General features: G+C 57.6%; 19 protein-coding genes and 1 pseudogene. 14 read left to right on the top strand and 6 right to left on the bottom strand.

Annotation, left to right across the window (positions count from 1 at the left end):
• Positions 1 to 170 precede the first annotated feature (170 nt).
• Positions 171 to 470, top strand: a pseudogene (locus AC3ZVB_RS16330) (nucleoside/nucleotide kinase family protein); the annotation flags it as partial.
• Between the two features lie 235 nt (positions 471 to 705).
• Here the strand turns inward: AC3ZVB_RS16330 and glgX are convergent.
• A complete protein-coding gene (gene glgX, locus AC3ZVB_RS16325) occupies positions 706 to 2,880 on the bottom strand; it encodes a glycogen debranching protein GlgX (protein ID WP_162438054.1) in 2,175 nt (724 codons plus the stop codon).
• Positions 2,881 to 3,230: 350 nt separating this feature from the next.
• Entirely contained in the window at positions 3,231 to 3,743 is a 513-nt protein-coding gene (locus tag AC3ZVB_RS16320; protein ID WP_490147134.1) for an acyloxyacyl hydrolase, read from the bottom strand.
• 662 nt (positions 3,744 to 4,405) lie between these two features.
• Between AC3ZVB_RS16320 and AC3ZVB_RS16315 the strand changes: the two genes are divergently transcribed.
• From AC3ZVB_RS16315 to AC3ZVB_RS16305, 3 genes are all read left to right on the top strand, one after another.
• Positions 4,406 to 5,290, top strand: a complete 885-nt coding sequence (locus tag AC3ZVB_RS16315; protein ID WP_490147133.1) for a manganese catalase family protein — start codon at positions 4,406 to 4,408, stop codon at positions 5,288 to 5,290.
• A 66-nt stretch (positions 5,291 to 5,356) separates the two neighbouring features.
• A complete protein-coding gene (locus tag AC3ZVB_RS16310; RefSeq protein ID WP_490147132.1) occupies positions 5,357 to 5,518 on the top strand; it encodes a hypothetical protein in 162 nt (53 codons plus the stop codon).
• Between the two features lie 80 nt (positions 5,519 to 5,598).
• A complete protein-coding gene (locus AC3ZVB_RS16305) occupies positions 5,599 to 6,456 on the top strand; it encodes a ZIP family metal transporter (RefSeq protein ID WP_328803774.1) in 858 nt (285 codons plus the stop codon).
• A gap of 101 nt (positions 6,457 to 6,557) precedes the next feature.
• Here AC3ZVB_RS16305 and AC3ZVB_RS16300 read toward each other — a convergent pair whose 3' ends face one another.
• Positions 6,558 to 6,812, bottom strand: a complete 255-nt coding sequence (locus AC3ZVB_RS16300) for a DUF6555 family protein (protein WP_162438049.1) — start codon at positions 6,810 to 6,812, stop codon at positions 6,558 to 6,560.
• Positions 6,813 to 7,031: 219 nt separating this feature from the next.
• Here AC3ZVB_RS16300 and AC3ZVB_RS16295 point away from each other — a divergent pair, with 219 nt between their 5' ends.
• The 3 genes from AC3ZVB_RS16295 (at position 7,032) to AC3ZVB_RS16285 (ending at position 8,201) form a co-directional block, all read left to right on the top strand.
• On the top strand, positions 7,032 to 7,289 hold the full coding sequence (locus AC3ZVB_RS16295) for a hypothetical protein (protein ID WP_194693179.1): 258 nt from the start codon (positions 7,032 to 7,034) through the stop codon (positions 7,287 to 7,289).
• Positions 7,290 to 7,490: 201 nt separating this feature from the next.
• A complete protein-coding gene (locus AC3ZVB_RS16290) occupies positions 7,491 to 7,724 on the top strand; it encodes a hypothetical protein (RefSeq protein WP_247266910.1) in 234 nt (77 codons plus the stop codon).
• Between the two features lie 39 nt (positions 7,725 to 7,763).
• Positions 7,764 to 8,201 carry a DNA methylase gene (locus AC3ZVB_RS16285; protein WP_490147131.1) on the top strand — a complete coding sequence of 146 codons (438 nt, stop codon included), beginning with the start codon at positions 7,764 to 7,766 and terminating at the stop codon, positions 8,199 to 8,201.
• 45 nt (positions 8,202 to 8,246) lie between these two features.
• Here the strand turns inward: AC3ZVB_RS16285 and AC3ZVB_RS16280 are convergent, their stop codons facing one another.
• Positions 8,247 to 10,070, bottom strand: coding sequence for an NAD(P)-binding domain-containing protein (locus tag AC3ZVB_RS16280; protein ID WP_490147130.1), 1,824 nt, complete (start codon positions 10,068 to 10,070; stop codon positions 8,247 to 8,249).
• A 244-nt stretch (positions 10,071 to 10,314) separates the two neighbouring features.
• Here AC3ZVB_RS16280 and AC3ZVB_RS16275 point away from each other — a divergent pair, with 244 nt between their 5' ends.
• Positions 10,315 to 12,204, top strand: a complete 1,890-nt coding sequence (locus tag AC3ZVB_RS16275; RefSeq protein WP_490147129.1) for a sigma-54-dependent Fis family transcriptional regulator — start codon at positions 10,315 to 10,317, stop codon at positions 12,202 to 12,204.
• 124 nt (positions 12,205 to 12,328) lie between these two features.
• Entirely contained in the window at positions 12,329 to 12,913 is a 585-nt protein-coding gene (locus AC3ZVB_RS16270; protein ID WP_490147128.1) for a TetR/AcrR family transcriptional regulator, read from the top strand.
• A gap of 91 nt (positions 12,914 to 13,004) precedes the next feature.
• On the opposite strand, the gene AC3ZVB_RS16265 is transcribed toward AC3ZVB_RS16270, so the two are convergent.
• Positions 13,005 to 13,409, bottom strand: coding sequence for a winged helix-turn-helix transcriptional regulator (locus AC3ZVB_RS16265; protein WP_490147127.1), 405 nt, complete (start codon positions 13,407 to 13,409; stop codon positions 13,005 to 13,007).
• A 48-nt stretch (positions 13,410 to 13,457) separates the two neighbouring features.
• On the opposite strand from AC3ZVB_RS16265, the gene AC3ZVB_RS16260 reads away from it, so the two are divergent.
• On the top strand, positions 13,458 to 14,273 hold the full coding sequence (locus tag AC3ZVB_RS16260) for an SDR family NAD(P)-dependent oxidoreductase (RefSeq protein ID WP_490147126.1): 816 nt from the start codon (positions 13,458 to 13,460) through the stop codon (positions 14,271 to 14,273).
• A gap of 23 nt (positions 14,274 to 14,296) precedes the next feature.
• On the opposite strand, the gene AC3ZVB_RS16255 is transcribed toward AC3ZVB_RS16260, so the two are convergent.
• Entirely contained in the window at positions 14,297 to 14,692 is a 396-nt protein-coding gene (locus AC3ZVB_RS16255) for a RidA family protein (protein ID WP_490147125.1), read from the bottom strand.
• A 140-nt stretch (positions 14,693 to 14,832) separates the two neighbouring features.
• Here AC3ZVB_RS16255 and AC3ZVB_RS16250 point away from each other — a divergent pair, with 140 nt between their 5' ends.
• The 4 genes from AC3ZVB_RS16250 to AC3ZVB_RS16235 all read left to right on the top strand — a co-directional run bounded on the left by AC3ZVB_RS16250 (position 14,833) and on the right by AC3ZVB_RS16235 (position 18,403).
• Positions 14,833 to 15,747 (top strand): LysR family transcriptional regulator, encoded by a 915-nt coding sequence (locus tag AC3ZVB_RS16250; RefSeq protein WP_490147124.1) that lies wholly within the window; start codon positions 14,833 to 14,835, stop codon positions 15,745 to 15,747.
• A 240-nt stretch (positions 15,748 to 15,987) separates the two neighbouring features.
• Entirely contained in the window at positions 15,988 to 16,491 is a 504-nt protein-coding gene (locus AC3ZVB_RS16245; protein WP_490147123.1) for a hypothetical protein, read from the top strand.
• Positions 16,492 to 16,606: 115 nt separating this feature from the next.
• Entirely contained in the window at positions 16,607 to 17,437 is an 831-nt protein-coding gene (locus AC3ZVB_RS16240) for an oxidoreductase (protein ID WP_490147122.1), read from the top strand.
• A 21-nt stretch (positions 17,438 to 17,458) separates the two neighbouring features.
• Entirely contained in the window at positions 17,459 to 18,403 is a 945-nt protein-coding gene (locus tag AC3ZVB_RS16235; protein ID WP_490147121.1) for an AraC family transcriptional regulator, read from the top strand.

The raw sequence follows: 18,403 nt of genomic DNA, 5'->3' as shown, positions 1-18,403 counted from the left end.
CTGTGGCGAGGGGATTTATCCCCGTTCGGCTGCGTAGCAGTCGTAAAGATTTTGGGGCCGCTGCGCGACCCAACGGGGATAAATCCCCTCGCCACAAGGTTGCCAACGGCTATAGGGGATAGTCCCCTTGCCACAAGGTAGCCAGCTTCTATAGGGGATAATCCCCTTACGTCCCGTTTGCAGACATTCTGCAGTTGAACCTTGATCGACACGTGCAAGTGCCTGACCTGCATGTCGGCGTTGTCACTGACCCTGAAATTTCATGGGCGAGGGCCTCGGCACGAACCCGTGGATTGGGCAGTACGGTGATCCATAACATGCAAGAGCAGGTCGCTTGTACCCAGGCGTTCGAGCGAGCGGTTGCGGATCAGGGTTGGGTGTTATGTCGCAATGAAGGAACGATCGAAGAGGCAACGGCGCAGGTGGTTTCCGAGATTCATGACGTACTTCGGGCTTTGCAGCCCATGTAGCCGCTGGCGCCTGTGGCGCCTGTGGCGAGGGGATTTATCCCCGTTCGGCTGCGTAGCAGTCGTAAAGACCTTGGGGCCGCTGCGCGACCCAACGGGGATAAATCCCCTCGCCACAAGGTTGCCAGCGGCTATAGGGGATCGTCCCCTTACCACAAGGTTGCCAGCGGCTACAGAGGATTCATCCCCTCACCGCAGGTCCCAGCGGCTACAGGGGATTGTGTCGTTAACCGAGTGCCTACTTCCTTCTTTTCGTCGCCGGTTTTTTCAGTTCGAACATCAGCACTGAACGCCCGGTCACCTGATACTCATCGCCGAAAGAAAACAATTCGCCCGGGTCGAGATCTGCCTGGTTGGTATCAAGCTCAAGCACCCATTGTTTGCCTTGGGGGACTTCCGGGAGCTTGAAACTCACCACATCGTGGTGCGCGTTTACGATGATCAGCAGCGAATGGTCGACGCCCTCACGGCGAATGCCGCTGGTTTGAGTGCGACCGTCCAGCAGGATGCCCATGCAGCGGTTGTTGCCGTCCTGCCACTGCTCCATGCCCATTTCTTCACCGTTCGGCTGGATCCAGCTCACGTCTTTCACACCCAGGCCTTCGTCATACTCTCCGGTGAAAAAGCGATTGCGACGCAGCAGGGGATAGCGATTGCGCAGATCGATCAGGTACCTGACAAACTCCTGGAGCTCGCTGCTTTTCTCGCTCACGTTCCAATCGACCCAACCGATCTCACTGTCCTGGCAATAGGCGTTGTTGCTGCCACCTTGGGTGCGGGCAAATTCGTCGCCGGCCAGGAGCATAGGGGTGCCTTGGGAAAGGAACAGCGTGGCCAGGAGATTGCGCATCTGCCGATAACGCAGCTCGATGATCGCAGGGTCTTCAGTCGGGCCCTCGACACCACAGTTCCACGACCTGTTATCGGAGTGCCCGTCACGGTTGTCTTCGCCATTGGCCTCGTTGTGTTTCTCGTTGTACGAGACCAGGTCATTCAGGGTGAAGCCATCGTGGGCCGTAATGAAATTTACGGAGGAGGCGGGCTTGCGGCCGCGTCGATTGAACTGGTCACCCGAGCCCAAAAATATCTTGGCAAAGTCACCGAGCATTTCGTCGTCGCCTTTCCAGAACGCACGAGAGATGTCCCTGAACTTGTCGTTCCACTCCATCCAGCCGGGCGGGAAATTGCCGACCTGGTAGCCCCCAGGGCCACAGTCCCATGGTTCGGCAATCAGCTTCACCTTGGCGAGCACCGGGTCCTGGCGACAGGCATCAAGGAACCCGCCACCTTCGCTGAACCCGTCTGGTTCCCGAGCCAGGATAGTGGCCAGGTCGAATCGAAACCCGTCCACGCCCATCTCCGAGCTCCAATACCGCAAGGAGTCGGTGACCATCTGCAAGACGCAAGGATGGCTCATGTTGAGCGTGTTGCCGGTACCGGTGTCATTGATGTAATAGCGGGCGTCGTCGGGCATCAATCGGTAGTAGCTGGCATTGTCGATGCCCTTGAGTGACAGGGTCGGGCCCATCTCGTTGCCCTCGGCGGTGTGGTTGTAGACCACATCCAGAATCACCTCTAACCCGGCCTTGTGGAAACGCGACACCATGACTTTGAATTCGCCGATGGACTGGCCTGCCATGTAGCGAGCATGGGGAGCAAAGAAGCCCAGGGTGTTATAGCCCCAGAAGTTGCGCAGGCCTTTTTCCAGCAGATGATTGTCATCGAGGAAATAGTGCACGGGCATCAATTCCACTGATGTCACACCCAATGAACGGATGTATTCAACGACATCATTTTGATGGAAGGCCGCAAAGGTGCCGCGTTCAGACTCCGGCACCGAGGGATGGCGCATGGTGAAGCCGCGGACATGGGTTTCATAAAAAACCGTGTTTTCCCATGGCACGTTCGGCTTTGCCGTATTGCCCCAGGTGAATGCAGGGTCGATGACTCTGCAGCGGGGCATGAACGGTGCGCTGTCACGTTCATCAAATGACAAATCGCCGTCCTCATGGCCGACGGTATAGCCGAACAAGGCATCGTCCCATTTCAGCTCACCGGAGATCTGCTTGGCGTACGGGTCGATCAACAGTTTGTTGTGGTTGAAACGATGCCCATTGGCCGGCTCGTAAGGGCCATGCACTCTGTAGCCATACAGCGTCCCTGGGCGGGCGTCAGGCAGGTACCCATGCCAGATTTCGTTGGTGAATTCCGGCAGCACGATGCGCTCGATTTCTTCCTGGCCGTCCGCGTCGAACAGGCACAGTTCGACCTTCGTGGCATTGGCGGAAAAAATGGCAAAGTTGACACCTGACCCGTCCCACGTCGCGCCGAGCGGATAGGGCAGGCCCTCACTGACGCGGCTGGCGGGACGTTCCTGGCTTGATGCACTGTCGCTCGCTGTTTGATCAGACATGATCAAGCACTCCGAAGAAGAATTAGGTTGGATGAATGACCTACGCGGTCTATCCATAGAAGCTCGGGGCGAGCAACAGTTCAGGATATTTGCAGGGCTTTTGCTGTGGTCCTCAAAGCGTCCTCATCCTCAGGCTGGCTATCGGAGCACTGTCATAGTTATGCGCCTGAGCACCAACACTGTGGTGAGGGGATTTATCGGAATGCCGCACCACCCCGTTCGGCTGCGCAGCAGTCGTTGAACCATCACACGCGGTGTACTTGATACACCTGAGTTGCAGGTTTTTACGACTGCTGCGCAGCCGAACGGGGTGGTGCGGCATTCCGATGAATCCCCTCGCCACGAGTCACTTAAATCGAATGGCTGTAAAACAACGAGTAGGATTCAATACCATCGTTTGGTTGTTTAATGCCGGCATTGGAATAGTGAATGGCTCTAACACCGACGCGCTGTGTATCGCCAATCTTCAAACCTGCGCCGAGCCGATCTTCAAAGTTGAAGGAAGACCCAAACTGCTGATCACCCGCACTCGTTCCGGAGAACAGGGCGACACCTATACCGGCTTCAATAAACGGCTTGATAGTGCCCTGGCCGAACTCGTATACAAACACCGGCGCGAAAGACAAGGAATGACGGCCGCCAGCTTCCTCTCCCGCTTCCCAGTAGGTGTAACCCAAGTCCCAATAACCGGTTAACTTGCCAGTAGAACTTTGCATCCAGGATTTATCCCAATCGAAACCCAGGCCCGCTCTGGCCGTCATGCCGCCTTGACTGGTAGCGCCAATGGCACCTGACAATTCAGCGGCCTGTACGCCCAATGTCACACAGGAAAGTAGCAGTGCAGCAGTCACTAATTTTTTCATGTTGTCTGTTCGTATTGGTTTAAGTTCTGGATTAAAAAGGTGCTGTTGCCCCTTGTGCACGATCAGGCAAAACGCTGTTTAAAAGGTTCAAAAAAACTTCGGAAAATAATTGTTCTACAATGCAAGTAGTTCTTAACTAGCGCTCTGCATAGTTTGCAAATTAAAAATGTACTAAATAGATAGCGATACGACGTTCAATCATCATTCGCGACTTCTTAGTTTGAGTTCGGCGGTTTATTGCCTGAGTGTTTATCGTCTGAATTGGCGAATTGAAGGGTGTGTAAATAGCCAGATTGTCGTCCAGCGATGCCGCAAGGGGCAGGTAGGGCTTCTCGATGATTGTGCTGCCAACGGACGATTTCCACGCAGCGCGAAAGCGTCTGCCTATCGAAAAAAATGCCGATCAACTGGCCGGTTTCCCGTAAGGATTTTGGCGAGACAGCGGTTGAGATGAACAAGCCTGTAAAAGTTTTAAGTCAGGGGCCCAATAGCCGACGACTGGGGGTCAATCAGCCCGAACGGCAATAGCAAATGCCGTCTGTCGCGAGTTACCGATCTTTATAAAATTTTCGAAAGGGCAGCACCTTCAGATGACTGTGGGCGCCGCATTCGGTCAATCACCGAGTGAGTATCGACGCCTTTCAGGCCTGAGGAGATTCGTCATGTTCCTACATAACAAGCGACTTCAATACACCGTGCGCGTGGCCCAACCTAACCCGGGGTTGGCCAATCTTTTACTCGAGCAGTTTGGCGGGGCCCAGGGTGAACTGGCGGCTGCGTCGAGGTACTTCACCCAAGCGTTGGCCGAGGATGATCCGGGCAGAAAGGATCTGCTGATGGACATCGCGACCGAAGAGCTCAGTCATCTTGAGATCGTCGGGTCGATCATCGTGATGCTCAACAAGGGGGCCAAAGGTCAATTGGCCGAAGGCGTTGAAGAGGAAGGCGAGCTGTACCGCGCAATCAATGGTGCGGGTAACGACTCGCACATCACCAGCCTGTTGTACGGCGCCGGCGCGCCGCTCACCAACTCCGCCGGGGTGCCGTGGTCTGCCGCTTACGTCGACACCATTGGTGAGCCTACCGCTGACATGCGCTCCAATATTGCCGCCGATGCACGGGCCAAGATTGTTTACGAGCGGCTGATGAACGTCACCGATGATCCAGGCGTAAAAGAGGCGCTCGGGTTTCTGATGACCAGAGAAATCGCGCACCAACTGTCCTTCGAAAAAGCCCTGCACTCCATTCAGCCCAACTTCCCCCAAGGCAAGCTGCCAGGTATGCCTGAATTCACCAACGTGTACTTCAACATGTCCCAAGGCGCAGAAAGCATGCGCGGGCCATGGAACGAAGGTGATGACTGGGATTATGTGGAAGAGCCGGCCCCTGCAGTCGACGGTGGGGATGGCACCGCCAGTGTCGAGTTGAGCGCAGAAGATGAAGAACTGCTGATGGCGATGAAAGCTCGAACGATGTCTGATCCTGAAAGTAATCCCATCACAGGTGCCGATCTGGGCGCAGGTGCCCAAGGGCGTGAAGACGCGTGATGAAGTGCACCGCACGCCACGAAGGCGTGCGGTGTTTGCGTTTTTCAATCAACGAGGTGAATGAAAATGAATGGGCATTCCAAGGGCGTTTCTTCGGATTCGGAAGAGGGTTTTGCCATGCTGTTCAGCAGCACGGCAATGTCCTTTGAGCGAGAAGCCAAACGCCTGTCGAAGCAAATCCTGACGGCGACGTCGAGCAGTTCTCGCAAGCGTTTCAATGGCAAGTAGGAGGCCACATGTCTGAACCATCAACGCCTGACAAAGCATCGTGGAACTCCGGGTTTGACCTGGAAAAAAGTGGCGGGTGGATGGGTATCGTTTTCTGGTCAACGCTGGTCGGCGTCAGCGTGCTATTGCTGATCAGCGGATACAGCGCCTTTACCGGGGCAAATCGGGTCAACCTGCACTACGCCGTTCTGGGGGGCTTGTCCGGTTTTGGCGCAACGGCACTCGGTGCCGTGGTAGCGGTGGTCCTGCGTGATATCACCGCACGGACTCAAGACACCATGCTGGGCTTTGCGGCCGGCATGATGCTGGCTGCGAGCTCCTTCTCACTCATCCTTCCAGGTATCGAAGCGGCCCGGGCTATTTGCGATAACAAGCTGTTAGCCGCGTGTGTCGTAGTGGCCGGATTGGGGTTGGGTGTCGCACTGATGATTGGACTGGAGCGGTTTGTCCCCCACGAGCATCTGGAGAGCGGACGCAAAGGCCCGGACGCTCAGCGCTTCAATCGCGTATGGCTTTTCGTCCTGGCCATCACGCTGCATAACCTGCCCGAGGGCATGGCGATCGGGGTCAGTTTCGCCAATGGGGATATGAAGGTGGGCTTGCCGTTGACCACGGCGATTGCCATTCAGGACATTCCGGAAGGCCTTGCTGTTGCGTTGGCGTTGCGAGTGACCGGCATCTCCGCACTGCGCGCCGCGTTAATCGCTATCGGGTCAGGATTGATGGAGCCGCTTGGCGCAGTCGTCGGCCTTGGCATTTCTTCAGGTTTTGCGCTGGGTTATCCCGTTGCGTTAGGGCTCGCCGCGGGGGCAATGATCTTTGTGGTCTCCCATGAGGTGATTCCCGAGACGCACCGTAACGGGCACGAAACCTATGCGACGCTGGGACTGATGTTGGGGTTCGGGGTCATGATGTTTCTGGACACGGCATTGGGTTGAGGCGAACGCATCCCGTCGATTCGCCTCAACGTAACGCGCAGTCTAATGAACTGCCCCAGTGCTGCCGTCCAGGCCACCAATGTCGTTTGCTATGTACGCACTCATGACGTTGAAACCTCCGTCCAGTCCAGCGTCGCGGATGCGCGCCACCTGACGTCAGTCACCCCATATTTTTCAGCCATGGGTTTAGACACGACCTTCAGCGGCGGTCGTCCCGGTTTGGGTATGGGCGCTAACCCTGCATCACAACTCGCCCAATGCCAGGCGTCCACATTGCGCATCGTCTTCGTCCGGATGATGAAGGACTTCGGTTCGCCGTGGAGCTTGTATTCAATGACGAAAAGATCAGTGTTCATGAGGTCCTCCTTATGCTCATGGACAAAAGAGTGAGTGCGTCAAAAAAAATTCAAAACGTTTTCGGGGTAATCGCAGGCGCCTGAGTTTTTTGGCCTTTCCTATTTTTTTGTCATCAGCAAACGTCTTCTTTGTGCAGGATTTGCACCTCTGGTCATTCCCTGTGAACCTAATCCGGGGTCCTGGTCTCCATCTAGAAATATCCGCGGAATCCCGACGCCATGAACTCATTTAAAAACATGCTCACACCGCATCAGGAGCAAAAATTTCGCACCCTGGGTTCGTGGCATCGCGCGCTGGAAAACTGCGCCCTTCGCATGGAATGTCCTGACGCCTACCATGAAGAATTACTTCGTTTGGCGGACGAAATGGATAGGCAACGCATGATTAGCTGGCAGGAGTGGCGGGACTTGCGACGGGAGGCCGATCAAGCTTATTTGCGAGCGGTGGCGGGGGAGGACTATCACCCTGGGACGTAGGCATCGAGTTCACCGCACAATCATGCCCATGCCGCATGGATACGACCTGTTTGTACTGAAAGCGTCAGCGCAACGAACTTCATCCGTTGTTTTTAGTCGATCAAACACGAGCTTCATCAGAGCAACCGACAGGTGTCCGTTCGTGGGCTATTGCAAGCGACACACGAAGTGTCGGATACCCTAATAAAAAAGGTGATGAAGATGAATTGTCTTATCTGTGTAGGTGTTGCGCAGCGCATTCAATGCGCAGGCCCATGGGAAGAAAGAGACTGTCCCGACTGCGGGCGCTACCGGGTTTCGGATGAGCTCATCTTGACGCTGATGGAGCAGGGACAGATTTTCGACGTGAGTAAAACCAGAAGCTGGCTGGCTAGCCAGCGTATTGACGGGTTCATTCCTTCAATCGAGGTCCATGAAGCGTTGCTCGTGCCTTGATTGTGCGGGTCGCTGTCTCCTGCTTGAAGAGCGTGCCTAATGTCGAAAGTCATCAGTGCGACAGATCTGCACATCAGACTCGATGACGCGAACGAGGAGGGTTTGTTCAAATGGCTGATCGCCAGTTTTCTGATGGGCAAACGCATTCAGGGACCGATTGCCGCCAAGGCTTATCAGGTTGTCGTCGATAAACATCAGCGCGATACGCCTCGAAAACTCGCCAACTGCACGCACCGCCAATTGGTTGCGATGCTCGGTGAAGCGCATTACGTGCGATACGACGAAACCACGGCGTCGCGCTTACTGGCATTGGCTCATAAACTCAACGATGAGTACGCTGGGAAAGTCGGCAATATCGTATCGGTGAGCACTGATCGTGATGAGTTCGAAAAGCGTCTTGGTGCCTTCGAAGGGATTGGTCCCAAGACCGTCGAAATTTTCATGCGGGAGGCGGGGAAGGTTGTTTTTTGCGAATGAGGCAAGTGGGGAGAGGCGCCCAACCAAGGCTGGGCGCCATTGGGCTCAGCCCTTGTGGTGACTCTCCGCCAGCCCGTAGACAGAAGTGTCGATGCCTTCGAAGCGCGCTTTCAGCTGCAGCGCCAGGTACAGCGAGTAATGCCGTGACTGATGCAGGTTGCCACCGTGGAACCAGAGGTTTGCCTGCTGTGTCGGCTTCCACATGTTGCGCAATTCGCCCTCGTACGGACCAGGATCATTCGTGGTACCAGAGCCCAGGCCCCAGCAGCGCCCCACCTTGTCAGCGACTTCCTGGGAAATCAGCTTCGCCGCCCAACCATTCATGGAACCATAGCCCGTTGCGTAAACGATCAGATCAGCCGGCAGTCGGCTGCCATCGTTGAGCAAGACGGCGTCTTTTTCGATGCGTTCGACACCCAGGCCTCGCGCGCTCTTGAGCTTGATTGTGCCGTTAGCGATCAGTTCTGAAGCGCCGACGTCGATGTAATAACCCGATCCGCGGCGTACGTACTTCATGAAAAGCCCCGAATCGTCGTCACCGAAGTCGAGCATGAACCCGGCCTTGGCCAGACGCTCGTAGAACACCTTGTCGCGCTCCTTGATGGCGTCAAAGACCGGTTGATGAAAGCTCGGCATGACCTTGTACGGGATCGATGCGAACAGCATATCGGCCTTGTCCGTGGTCAACCCCGTCTCCAAGGCATCTTCTGAGTAGAGCCCGCCGAAGACGAGGTCCATCAAACTGTCGGAGCGCACGATGTGGGTGCTCGAACGTTGCACCATGGTCACCTCGGCGCCGTTTTCCACCAGGTCGGCACAGATGTCGTGAGCCGAATTGTTCGCACCGATGACCACCGCGCGCTTGCCACGCCAGGCGTCTCCACCAGGATGGCGGCTGGAGTGATGTTGCTGACCCTCGAAAACCTCGGCACCCGGATACGCAGGGATGTTGGCCACGCCGGACATGCCGGTGGCGAGGATCAACTGGGTCGGCTGCAAGGTGACGGGCTCGCCATCGCGCAGCACTTCTACTTTCCAGGTGCCGCTGTGGTTATCAAAGCTGGCGCTTACGCACTCCGTACGCGGCCAAAAATTGAGCTCCATGACTTTGGTGTACATCTCCAGCCAGTCGCCGATCTGGTCTTTTGGTGTGAAGACGGGCCAGTGATCGGGGAAGGGCAGGTAAGGCATGTGGTCATACCAGACCGGGTCGTGCAGGCACAGCGACTTGTAGCGACCGCGCCACTGATCGCCGGGACGCTCAGCCTTATCGACGATCAGGGTGGGTACGCCCATTCGCTTGAGTCGCGCAGCGAGGCCCAGCCCGCCCTGGCCACCGCCGACGATCAGGCAATAGGGTTGAGTGGTGATGCCCAGCGCCGCTTCTTCATCGCGTCGGCGTTCCTGCCAGTTGCGTTTGTCGGCGTGGGCGTGACCGTGGTTGGCCCCCATCGGACGACGGCGGCCACTGGGTTCTTCGAAGCCTTTGAGCTCGCGCATGGTGGTCAGTAGCGTCCAGCACAGGCCTTCTTTCAGACGCACGTAACCTTTGCCTCGCGCCGCGTCGGTCTCCAGGCTGATCCAGCCTTCGAGCACGCCGTCTTTCAGCGTCGCCTCACCTTCCACTTTCCACCCTTGAGGGCGAGTCTGGTCGAGGCGTGTTTCAAGCATGTCGCGCAGCGCAGGCTTGCCTTCCAGGGTCACCAGGTTCCAACTGAAAAGCAGCAGGTCGCGCCAGTAACACTCGTCGGCAAACAGTTCGAGTGCGCCGTCCACATCACGTTGGGCGAGGCGCTGGCCGAGCTTTTCGACCCACGCCGCGAGCTGTTCAGTTGGCGTTTGCACAGGTGATTCGATAGCAATGTTCATGAGCTCTCCCGTTCTTGTTGTTTTTGTAACGACTGACACCATGGCAAGTCCCGGGCCATCTTCGCGAAAGCCCCATTGCAGAGCGGCTGCCGACGTTTGATCGAGGGATTGGCTCGAAACACTGTCACGAATTCGGGAACGGGGGATGACAGAGTGTCACTCGGCGCAATGAGCACTCGTGGCGGGCTTTTCATATAAGCTTCGATCAGCCCCCGTGTCCTCACCGTAGCGGAGAACAAGAACAATGAAGCCGGCCTTGATCAACGCCCATGCACAACAAGTGCTCCAAGCCGTGCAGGGCAGTATTGCCAGCCACAGCGCTGCTGCTGACCTGGCGATCACGCGATCCTGGCGCCGTTGCCTGGATCAGTACCAGCTCGATCCCGCCAGCCGCCGCGCGCCTAACGTGGTCGAACAACCCCGTTTGCAGGATCACCGTGCGCCGCTGGAACACATCATTGCCGAGGCGCATTGGCAGATGAGCAGTTTGCACCAGCAGCTCGGGCGTGACGGCCATGTGGTGCTGCTCACCGATGCTCGCGGCGTGGCGATCGACAGTGTGTTCAACGAGTCCGAGCGCACCGAGGTGCAGCGTTCCGGATTGTGGCTGGGCTCCGTCTGGAGCGAGGATTACGAAGGTACCAATGGTGTTGGCACCTGCCTGGTCGAGAGGCAGCACGTCACCATCCGGCGTGACGAACATTTTCGTGGCAAGCACGTCGGCTTGACCTGTTCAGCCAGCCCGATATTCGATGCGAGCGGCGAGTTGCTCGCGGTGCTGAACCTCTCTTCGGTGCGAGAGGAGCACAGTCTTCAGAAACACTTCCAGGCCATGGCGCTGACCAACCTGTCCGCCAAGTTGATCGAGAGTTGTTTTTTCCTGGGGCATGATCCTCAGCGCTACTTGCTGCGTTTCCACCCTGAGGCCGGCTTCGTTGGGCTGTTGGGTGAAGGCTTGCTCAGTTTCGATGAGAGTGCTCGCATCTGCTCAGTCAATCAGGCGGCGCTGGACCTGTTGGGCCTCAGCCGCGATCACTTGGTCGGGCAATCGCTGACAACGCTTCTGGAAACGCCTATCGAACAGGTGCTGAGTCAGGCCAGCGCACAGCCGAGTGTCTGCTGGCCTGTGCGCCTGGTGGACGGGCGCTTATTTTATGGACAGTTGCGTGAACCCTTGCGCCAAGCGCCTTCAGTCATTCCTGCTATCCCCAAAATCGACGACGTGCGCGTCTGCCTGGAAGACCCGCGCTTGCAACGCGGTTTTGCGCGTGCGCTCAGGGTTCTGGAGCGTGACGTTCCGGTGTTCCTGAAAGGGGAGACAGGAACCGGCAAAGAAGCCTTTGCAGCGGCACTGCATCGCGCCAGCACTCGCGCGAACCAGCCTTTTGTGGCGATCAATTGCGCAGCCATTCCCGAATCGCTGATCGAAAGCGAGCTGTTCGGTTATCGCGGCGGGAGCTTCACTGGCGCCCGCAAGGACGGGATGATCGGGAAGCTGGAGCAGGCCCATGGCGGCATTCTGTTCCTGGATGAGATCGCCGATATGCCGCTGGCATTACAGACCCGCTTGCTGCGCGTGCTGGAGGAACGCCAGGTCGTGCCGCTGGGAGGTGCGACGGCAAAACCCCTCGACGTACGCCTCATCAGTGCCAGCCACCAGAATCTGCAGGCGTGTGTCGCGGATAAGCGTTTTCGCGAGGATCTGTTCTATCGGGTTGCCGGATTCGCCGTGGAGCTTCCAGCGCTGCGGGATCGTTCGGACAAAGGCAGTTTGCTCGACCTGCTGCTGCGCGAAGAGGCGGCCGGCACCAGGATTCGGCTGGACGCGGGCGTTAGAGAACGCTTGCTGACGCAGCCTTGGCCGGGAAACGTCCGGCAGCTGCGTACGTGTCTGCGCACCCTGGTCGCGTTAGCAGTGGAGGGGCGTATCACGCTGGACGATGTGGCGGAGTTGTTGCCAACAGAGGCAGTTGCGGCGGCCGAAAATCCACTGGGCGTTTCCGAGCGTCAGACCCTGCTGACCCTGATTGAGGCGGAACACTGGCATATCGCCCGTGTTGCCGCGCGCCTGGGGATCAGCCGAAATACGCTCTATCGCAAACTGCGCCACCACGGTATTTCACGACCTGGATGAAGCTGGGTGTCGCAATGGGACGGCTTTGTGAAGGATTGCCCAAGGAGGCGGTGCGCAGATTGCCGCCCGTTGAGCGAGTTTCACATGCTTGACGCTCAGCCTACTAGAAGGTAGCGTCCGGGCCATGACTAATCACTCAAACACCTATTACGAAATTCTCAACTGTGCCCGCACGCTCATTATCGCGGGCGGGTACAACGGTTTCAGCTATGCGGATATCGCCGAGTTCGTGGGTATTCGCAAAGCCAGTATTCACCACCACTTTCCGACCAAAGTCGACCTTGTCCGCACGCTTGTCCTGCAGTACCGAGAGGAAGCAGAAGCAGGCATGGGCGAAATAGAACGCCACTGTCCAGCCCCCGAAGATCAACTTCGCGCCTATATGGGTTATTGGCAATCCTGTATAGGCAACGCAACAAAGGCCTACTGCGTGTGCGCATTACTGGCGACCCAGATTCCGGTCTTACCGCAAGAGGTCGTGATTGAAGTGCGGACTCACTTTCAAGCGCTCTCCGCCTGGCTGACTTCCGTCCTTGAGCGAGGATCACAGCAAGGCTGTTTCATCCTGTCCGGCGATGCTCGCTCCGAAGCTGAGGCGTTTATGGCGACTGTTCATGGGGCGATGCTCTCGGCTCGTGCATATGGCGATCCCGAGATGTTTGGCGTGATTACGCTCCCGCTCATTGATAGGTTGTTGATCAAGCAATAGCTTTCAACTTAATCATTGCGCAGCACGCAAAGAAGCCACGTCGAGATGGACGCGGGTGGCGGTGCACCACAGACATTCTTTCCGGACCTGTTCAAAGGTCCGTTGGCAAATCGTCACCCTCGGGTAAATGGCTTTCTGAAAATCTGCGCGCCGCAATAAGAACAGGAAGTAGCTGGCGCCCCATTTCTGCCAATTGATACTCGACTCGCAGTGGCTTTTCCCCGAAGTCCACTCGTTCAATCAAGCCATCTCGTGCCAGTTCGCGCAAATGAGCCGTCAGCATCTTCTGCGAGACGCCTGGCAGATCTCGCTTCAGTTGCAGTGTGCGAATCGATGGGTCGGCGTAGAGCCTGAACAGAATCGGCAGTTTCCATCGACTCTGGATCATTTTGATCACCCGGGCCACGTGCCAGGCCGAACCCTCGGGCCCCAGGCACACCTCGCGTTGTTCCTGACTGATAGGCACATAAAAGTGCGTACTGGTTACATCCATCATCTCTATTTACCTTGCGACGTCGACACTACGTGAATAGGGGTTGTGTGCATGGATTTGCAATTAAGCGGTAAGAAGGCACTGATCACCGGCAGTAGCAAGGGCATTGGCGAAGCGATCGCCAGAAAACTGGCCCTTGAGGATGCAGTGGTCATTGTTCACGGGCGCGATAGAGCTCAGGCAGAACGGGTCGCCAAAGACATTATCAGGCTGGGCGGCAGTGCCTTTGCGGTGGTGGGTGATCTGACCGACGATGACCAGGTCCGGCAACTTGTCGACACCGCTGAAGAGCTTGCGGGGCCTATCGATATTCTGGTCAATAATGCCGGCGGCTCAGGGGGGACGAAAGACAGTTGGCGTCTTACACAGCCTGAGACCTGGGCGGCTGCCTTCGATCGAAATGTGCTCGCAGCCTTGCGGGTTACCACGCGCCTCCTGCCCAGGATGCAGGAAGCGCGATGGGGGCGAGTCATCAACATTTCCAGTCTGGCTGCAACGATGCCGCCACCCACGGCGCCTGACTATTCAGCGGCCAAAGCCGCTATGAACGCAATGACCGCTTCCATGGTAAAAGCGGTGGCCGCCGAGGGCATAACGGTCAACGCCGTCTCGCCCGGCACGATACACAGTGCCACCCTAGAAGCCCGGTTTCGTGAGGTCGCCGAGGAGCGTGGTCTGGCGAGTGAAGACGCGCCGTGGGCAGAAATCGAGCGCGCGGTCCTGCCGATGTTTGCACAGGTCCCGCTCGGCAGAGTCGGTCGTCTCGACGAGATCGCGGCGGCGGTCGCGTTTCTGGCAAGTCCGGTGGCCGGGTACATCACCGGCGTCAATTTACGCGTTGACGGGGGGCTTTCTCCGGTTATCTGACGCCTGCCACGACACTGCTTTGTCTATTGAGGGAGCTTGGCGATCACCTTGATTTCGAAGTCGAAGCCGGACAACCAGGTCACACCGATAGCAGTCACAGTGGGGTAGGGCGCTTCGCCCCAGTAATCGGCCGCTACTTCCCAGATGGTTTCGAATGTTGAGCCGGGGTCGACCATGAAGATGGTCGTGTCGACCACATCCTCAAAACTCCCGCCGGCTTCAGTCAGGATCGCGTTGAGGTTGGCGAAGGCCAGGCGAACCTGTGCTGCGAGGTCCGGTTCGGCCGAGCCGTCCTTGCGGCTGCCGACCTGACCGGATACGAACAGAAAACCATTGGAGCGAATGGCCGGCGAGTAGCGGTGGAGCTCGTACAGTGCATGCCGGTCAGGCGGGAAAACGACGTCACGTTTGCTGGTCATTGCAGACTTCCTTCGGGGCCATCGCGGCCCGCTGTTTATGATGGAGCCAATGTAGAAAGATGGCCCTCCGGAATAAACAGGCAACGCTGGTCATGACTGTTTGTAGAATCCAAACTATCCAGACCCGAATGAGGCGCTAAATGGACCGGTTCGATGCAATGCAGGCTTTCGCCCGAGTGGTGGAAACCGGCAGCTTCACCAAGGCGGCGGCGACCCTGCACATGAGCAAGACCACCGTGACGCAGCTTGTTCAGCAACTGGAAGCGCGGCTGCGGGTGCGCCTGCTCAACCGCACCACACGCAAGGTCAACGTCACTGCCGATGGTGCGGTTTACTACGAGCGCGTCATCCGGCTGCTGGTCGATATGGACGACGCCGAGACCAGCTTGTCCAGCGCGTCGATGACCCCGCGTGGGCGGCTGCGGGTGGATGTTCCCAGTCCGCTGGCGCGAATGCTGCTGATACCCGCCTTGCCGGGGTTCTTTGCACGCTACCCGGAAATCCAGCTGACCTTGGGCGTGAGCGATCGCATGGTCGACATCATTGGTGAAAACGTCGACTGCGTGGTGCGCGGCGGCGAGATCACCGATCAGTCGCTTATGGCAAGGCATGTGGGCGATCTGAAGCTCGGCATCTATGCCGCACCGGGCTATCTGCAGCGTTTCGGTACGCCGGAGCATCCCCGTGAGCTGGAGGAAGGCAGGCACAGTACTGTTGGCTTTCGCTGGTTTCGTACCGGCAAATCCTTGCCCTACGCGATGCAGCGGGGTGAGGAACGCGTCGAGGCCCAGGGCCGCCCGCAACTGACGGTCGACGACGGCAACGCATACCTCGCCGCCGGCCTGGCAGGTCTGGGCATGCTGTGGCTACCGGAATACATGGCCAAACCGCACCTGACCAGCGGCGAGCTGCTGCCGATGTTCGAGGACTGGCACATGGCGCCCATGCCGATGTACCTGGCATTCCCGCCGAACCGCCACGTCAGCGCGAAGGTGCGGGTGTTTATTGACTGGGCGATGGAATTGATGGCCGAGCATGCGCCTGTGGTGAGATAACTCAGATGCGAACGCTCAGGACCGGGCGAGCTTGACAGTCTAGCCTACCTACTAGTAGATTCGGATTTGTTCGGCCCCGGCAACAAAACCAAATCGGCGCTTGCGCGGGCCATGCTTGCAACCCTCTCTACACATCGAGTTGTCGGTATCGATCAGTTCAGCACGGCATCGACACTCATCGGTGCCTGACCCGTCATCGCCGCACCTGTGGCGCCGATCTTATTTTCCTGAGAGGTATTCATGACGCATCCCATGTCGTTTGTAGGCATCATCCACACGGTGATCAGCCTGGTTCCCGTCATCGCGGGGATCCACAGCTTTGCTCGCTACAGCAGGATCGATAAAACGACACGTTCCGGGAAAATTTATCTGGCGGGACTCGTGTTAGCGGTGATCACGTCTTTTGGCATATCCAGCACCGGGGGGTTAAACGCAGGACATGCGTTTGGCATCGTGGTTCTGCTTGCCGCTTTCGGGGGTGTGCTGGTGCAGCAATTCACCTTGTTCGGGAGGCTACGTCCGTATCTGTCTGACTTTGGCCTGTCGTTCAGTTTCTTCCTGTCGCTGGTGCCCGCGGTCAACGAGACGCTCACTCGGCTGCCAGTTTCCCAGCCTCTGGCCGCAGGTCCTGCCGCAAGCGTGGTGAAGATCACCTTGCTGGTCCTTTTCTGCCTGTTCGTCGTGGGATTTACTGCGCAGTGCCGGCGTGTGTATGTGCAGAATCGGGTACTGGTTCGGACTTAAATTCGCCGAGCATTTCGGTCTTGATAGGAACAGGCAAGACTCACGGATTTTCCGGCATAGGTCTGTCGCAGTAGCGTCACTACCATGAGCCTCATTGAACCGAGAGGAATGTCTGATGAGTGCTCACAAAACCTTGTTTATCACCGGGATCAGCAGTGGCTTCGGCAAGGCCCTGGCCAGCGCGGCGCTCGCTGTCGGGCACCGGGTAATCGGTACGGTCCGCAATCAGGGTGCGGTGGAGGCCTTCGAGGCTTTATCGCCCGAGGCCCATGCAGTGATTCTCGACGTCACCGACTTTGCGCGAATCGACAGCGTCGTTGCTGAAATCCACACGCGCTACGGCCCCGTGGATGTTGTGGTGAATAACGCGGGCTACGGTCACGAAGGGATTTTCGAAGAGTCGCCACTGGAAGACATGCGCCGGCAGTTCGACGTCAACGTATTCGGTGCTGTCGCGATCACAAAGGCCTTCGTACCGTACTTGCGCGAGCGTCGCCGCGGCCACATCATCAACATCACGTCCATGGGCGGCACCATTACGTTGCCGGGCATTTCCTACTATTGCGCCAGCAAGTTCGCGCTGGAAGGACTCTCCGACACCCTGAGCAAGGAACTCAGCCCGTTCAATATCTCCGTTACGGCAGTGGCGCCAGGCTCCTTTCGCACCGATTGGGCGGGCCGCTCGATGCAGCGCACGCCTCGCAGCATTGGTGACTACGATGCCAGCTTCGACCCGATTCGCCAGGCGCGTGAAGAGAAGAGCGGCAAGCAGCTCGGCGATCCGCAAAAGGCTGCGCAGGCCCTGTTGCAGTTGATCCAGAGCGACAAACCGCCGGCTCATCTACTGCTCGGTAGCGATGCGCTCGCGCTCGTGCGCGAAAAGCTCACACAGTCTTTAAAAGAGATCGATCAATGGGAATCACTGACCCGATCAACAGACAGTTGAACGTCGAAAAAAGGGCTGCCTATGGACCACAGTACCGCGCGTGCTCGGCGCATGATCGAGCTGATGAAACAGCTGGCACCGCTGGAGGGCTATAACCTGAGCCCGCTGGATGACATCCGTTTTTTGCGTTCCAACCGTCCATTGACCCGAACGCCGGTGCTGTATGAGCCGGGTATCGTCATCCTCTGCCAGGGGCGCAAGCGCGGTTACCTGGGAGAAGAAGTCTATGTTTACGACGCCCGGCATTATCTGGTGGTTTCAGTGCCGGTGCCGTTCACGATGGAGACTGACGCCAGCGAGGAAGAGCCGATGCTGGCTGTCTACATTCGACTGGATTTCAAGCTCGCCGGCGAACTGATCCTGGAGATCGACGAAACGATCGGTCCGAGTTATGCCGAGCCCAGAGGCATGTATGCCTCGCCAATGGACGAAAGGCTCAGCGAGTCGACACTGCGCTTCATCGAAGCCATGAGCCATCCGGTCGACGCGCGGATTCTCGGTCCGTCGCTGGTGCGAGAAATCTATTACCGCATCATCGCCGGCGAGCAGGGCGGATCAATGCGTGCAGCGCTCGGCGCACAGGGACACTTCGCAAAGGTGACGCGCGCCATTCGCAAGATCCACAGCTGCTACGAGGAGCGGCTGGACGTGGAAACCCTGGCGCAGGAGGCGGGGATGAGTGTGCCTAACTTCCATCTGCATTTTCGGACAGTCACCGACTCATCACCGATGCAATACCTGAAATCCACCCGCCTGCATCAAGCCCGCCTGTTGATGTTGCGCAACAACGTCTCAGCCTCATCGGCGGCCTTCAGCGTCGGCTATGAAAGCCCCTCGCAGTTCAGCCGCGAGTTCAAACGGTTCTTTGGCCGCACGCCCCATGCGGAAATCGCCTGGATGAAGGCGACCTACGCGCTGCCTGCGCCTGCGCCTGCGACGGCGTCCCTCTACGTTTCCTCGCACTGA

The organism is Pseudomonas sp. MDV22-iso1, from assembly GCF_058145095.1.
Note: the sequence above shows the minus strand (reverse complement) of the source record. Positions and strands in the feature narration are given on the sequence as shown.

Excerpts from the sequence above, each read along its gene's own strand:
- glgX (WP_162438054.1), bottom strand. The coding sequence starts at position 2,880 with ATGTCTGATCAAACAGCGAGCGACAGTGCATCAAGCCAGGAACGTCCC.
- AC3ZVB_RS16320 (WP_490147134.1), bottom strand. The coding sequence starts at position 3,743 with ATGAAAAAATTAGTGACTGCTGCACTGCTACTTTCCTGTGTGACATTG.
- AC3ZVB_RS16315 (WP_490147133.1), top strand. The coding sequence starts at position 4,406 with ATGTTCCTACATAACAAGCGACTTCAATACACCGTGCGCGTGGCCCAA.
- AC3ZVB_RS16310 (WP_490147132.1), top strand. The coding sequence starts at position 5,357 with ATGAATGGGCATTCCAAGGGCGTTTCTTCGGATTCGGAAGAGGGTTTT.
- AC3ZVB_RS16305 (WP_328803774.1), top strand. The coding sequence starts at position 5,599 with ATGGGTATCGTTTTCTGGTCAACGCTGGTCGGCGTCAGCGTGCTATTG.
- AC3ZVB_RS16300 (WP_162438049.1), bottom strand. The coding sequence starts at position 6,812 with ATGAACACTGATCTTTTCGTCATTGAATACAAGCTCCACGGCGAACCG.
- AC3ZVB_RS16295 (WP_194693179.1), top strand. The coding sequence starts at position 7,032 with ATGAACTCATTTAAAAACATGCTCACACCGCATCAGGAGCAAAAATTT.
- AC3ZVB_RS16290 (WP_247266910.1), top strand. The coding sequence starts at position 7,491 with ATGAATTGTCTTATCTGTGTAGGTGTTGCGCAGCGCATTCAATGCGCA.
- AC3ZVB_RS16285 (WP_490147131.1), top strand. The coding sequence starts at position 7,764 with ATGTCGAAAGTCATCAGTGCGACAGATCTGCACATCAGACTCGATGAC.
- AC3ZVB_RS16280 (WP_490147130.1), bottom strand. The coding sequence starts at position 10,070 with ATGAACATTGCTATCGAATCACCTGTGCAAACGCCAACTGAACAGCTC.
- AC3ZVB_RS16275 (WP_490147129.1), top strand. The coding sequence starts at position 10,315 with ATGAAGCCGGCCTTGATCAACGCCCATGCACAACAAGTGCTCCAAGCC.
- AC3ZVB_RS16270 (WP_490147128.1), top strand. The coding sequence starts at position 12,329 with ATGACTAATCACTCAAACACCTATTACGAAATTCTCAACTGTGCCCGC.
- AC3ZVB_RS16265 (WP_490147127.1), bottom strand. The coding sequence starts at position 13,409 with ATGATGGATGTAACCAGTACGCACTTTTATGTGCCTATCAGTCAGGAA.
- AC3ZVB_RS16260 (WP_490147126.1), top strand. The coding sequence starts at position 13,458 with ATGGATTTGCAATTAAGCGGTAAGAAGGCACTGATCACCGGCAGTAGC.
- AC3ZVB_RS16255 (WP_490147125.1), bottom strand. The coding sequence starts at position 14,692 with ATGACCAGCAAACGTGACGTCGTTTTCCCGCCTGACCGGCATGCACTG.
- AC3ZVB_RS16250 (WP_490147124.1), top strand. The coding sequence starts at position 14,833 with ATGGACCGGTTCGATGCAATGCAGGCTTTCGCCCGAGTGGTGGAAACC.
- AC3ZVB_RS16245 (WP_490147123.1), top strand. The coding sequence starts at position 15,988 with ATGACGCATCCCATGTCGTTTGTAGGCATCATCCACACGGTGATCAGC.
- AC3ZVB_RS16240 (WP_490147122.1), top strand. The coding sequence starts at position 16,607 with ATGAGTGCTCACAAAACCTTGTTTATCACCGGGATCAGCAGTGGCTTC.
- AC3ZVB_RS16235 (WP_490147121.1), top strand. The coding sequence starts at position 17,459 with ATGGACCACAGTACCGCGCGTGCTCGGCGCATGATCGAGCTGATGAAA.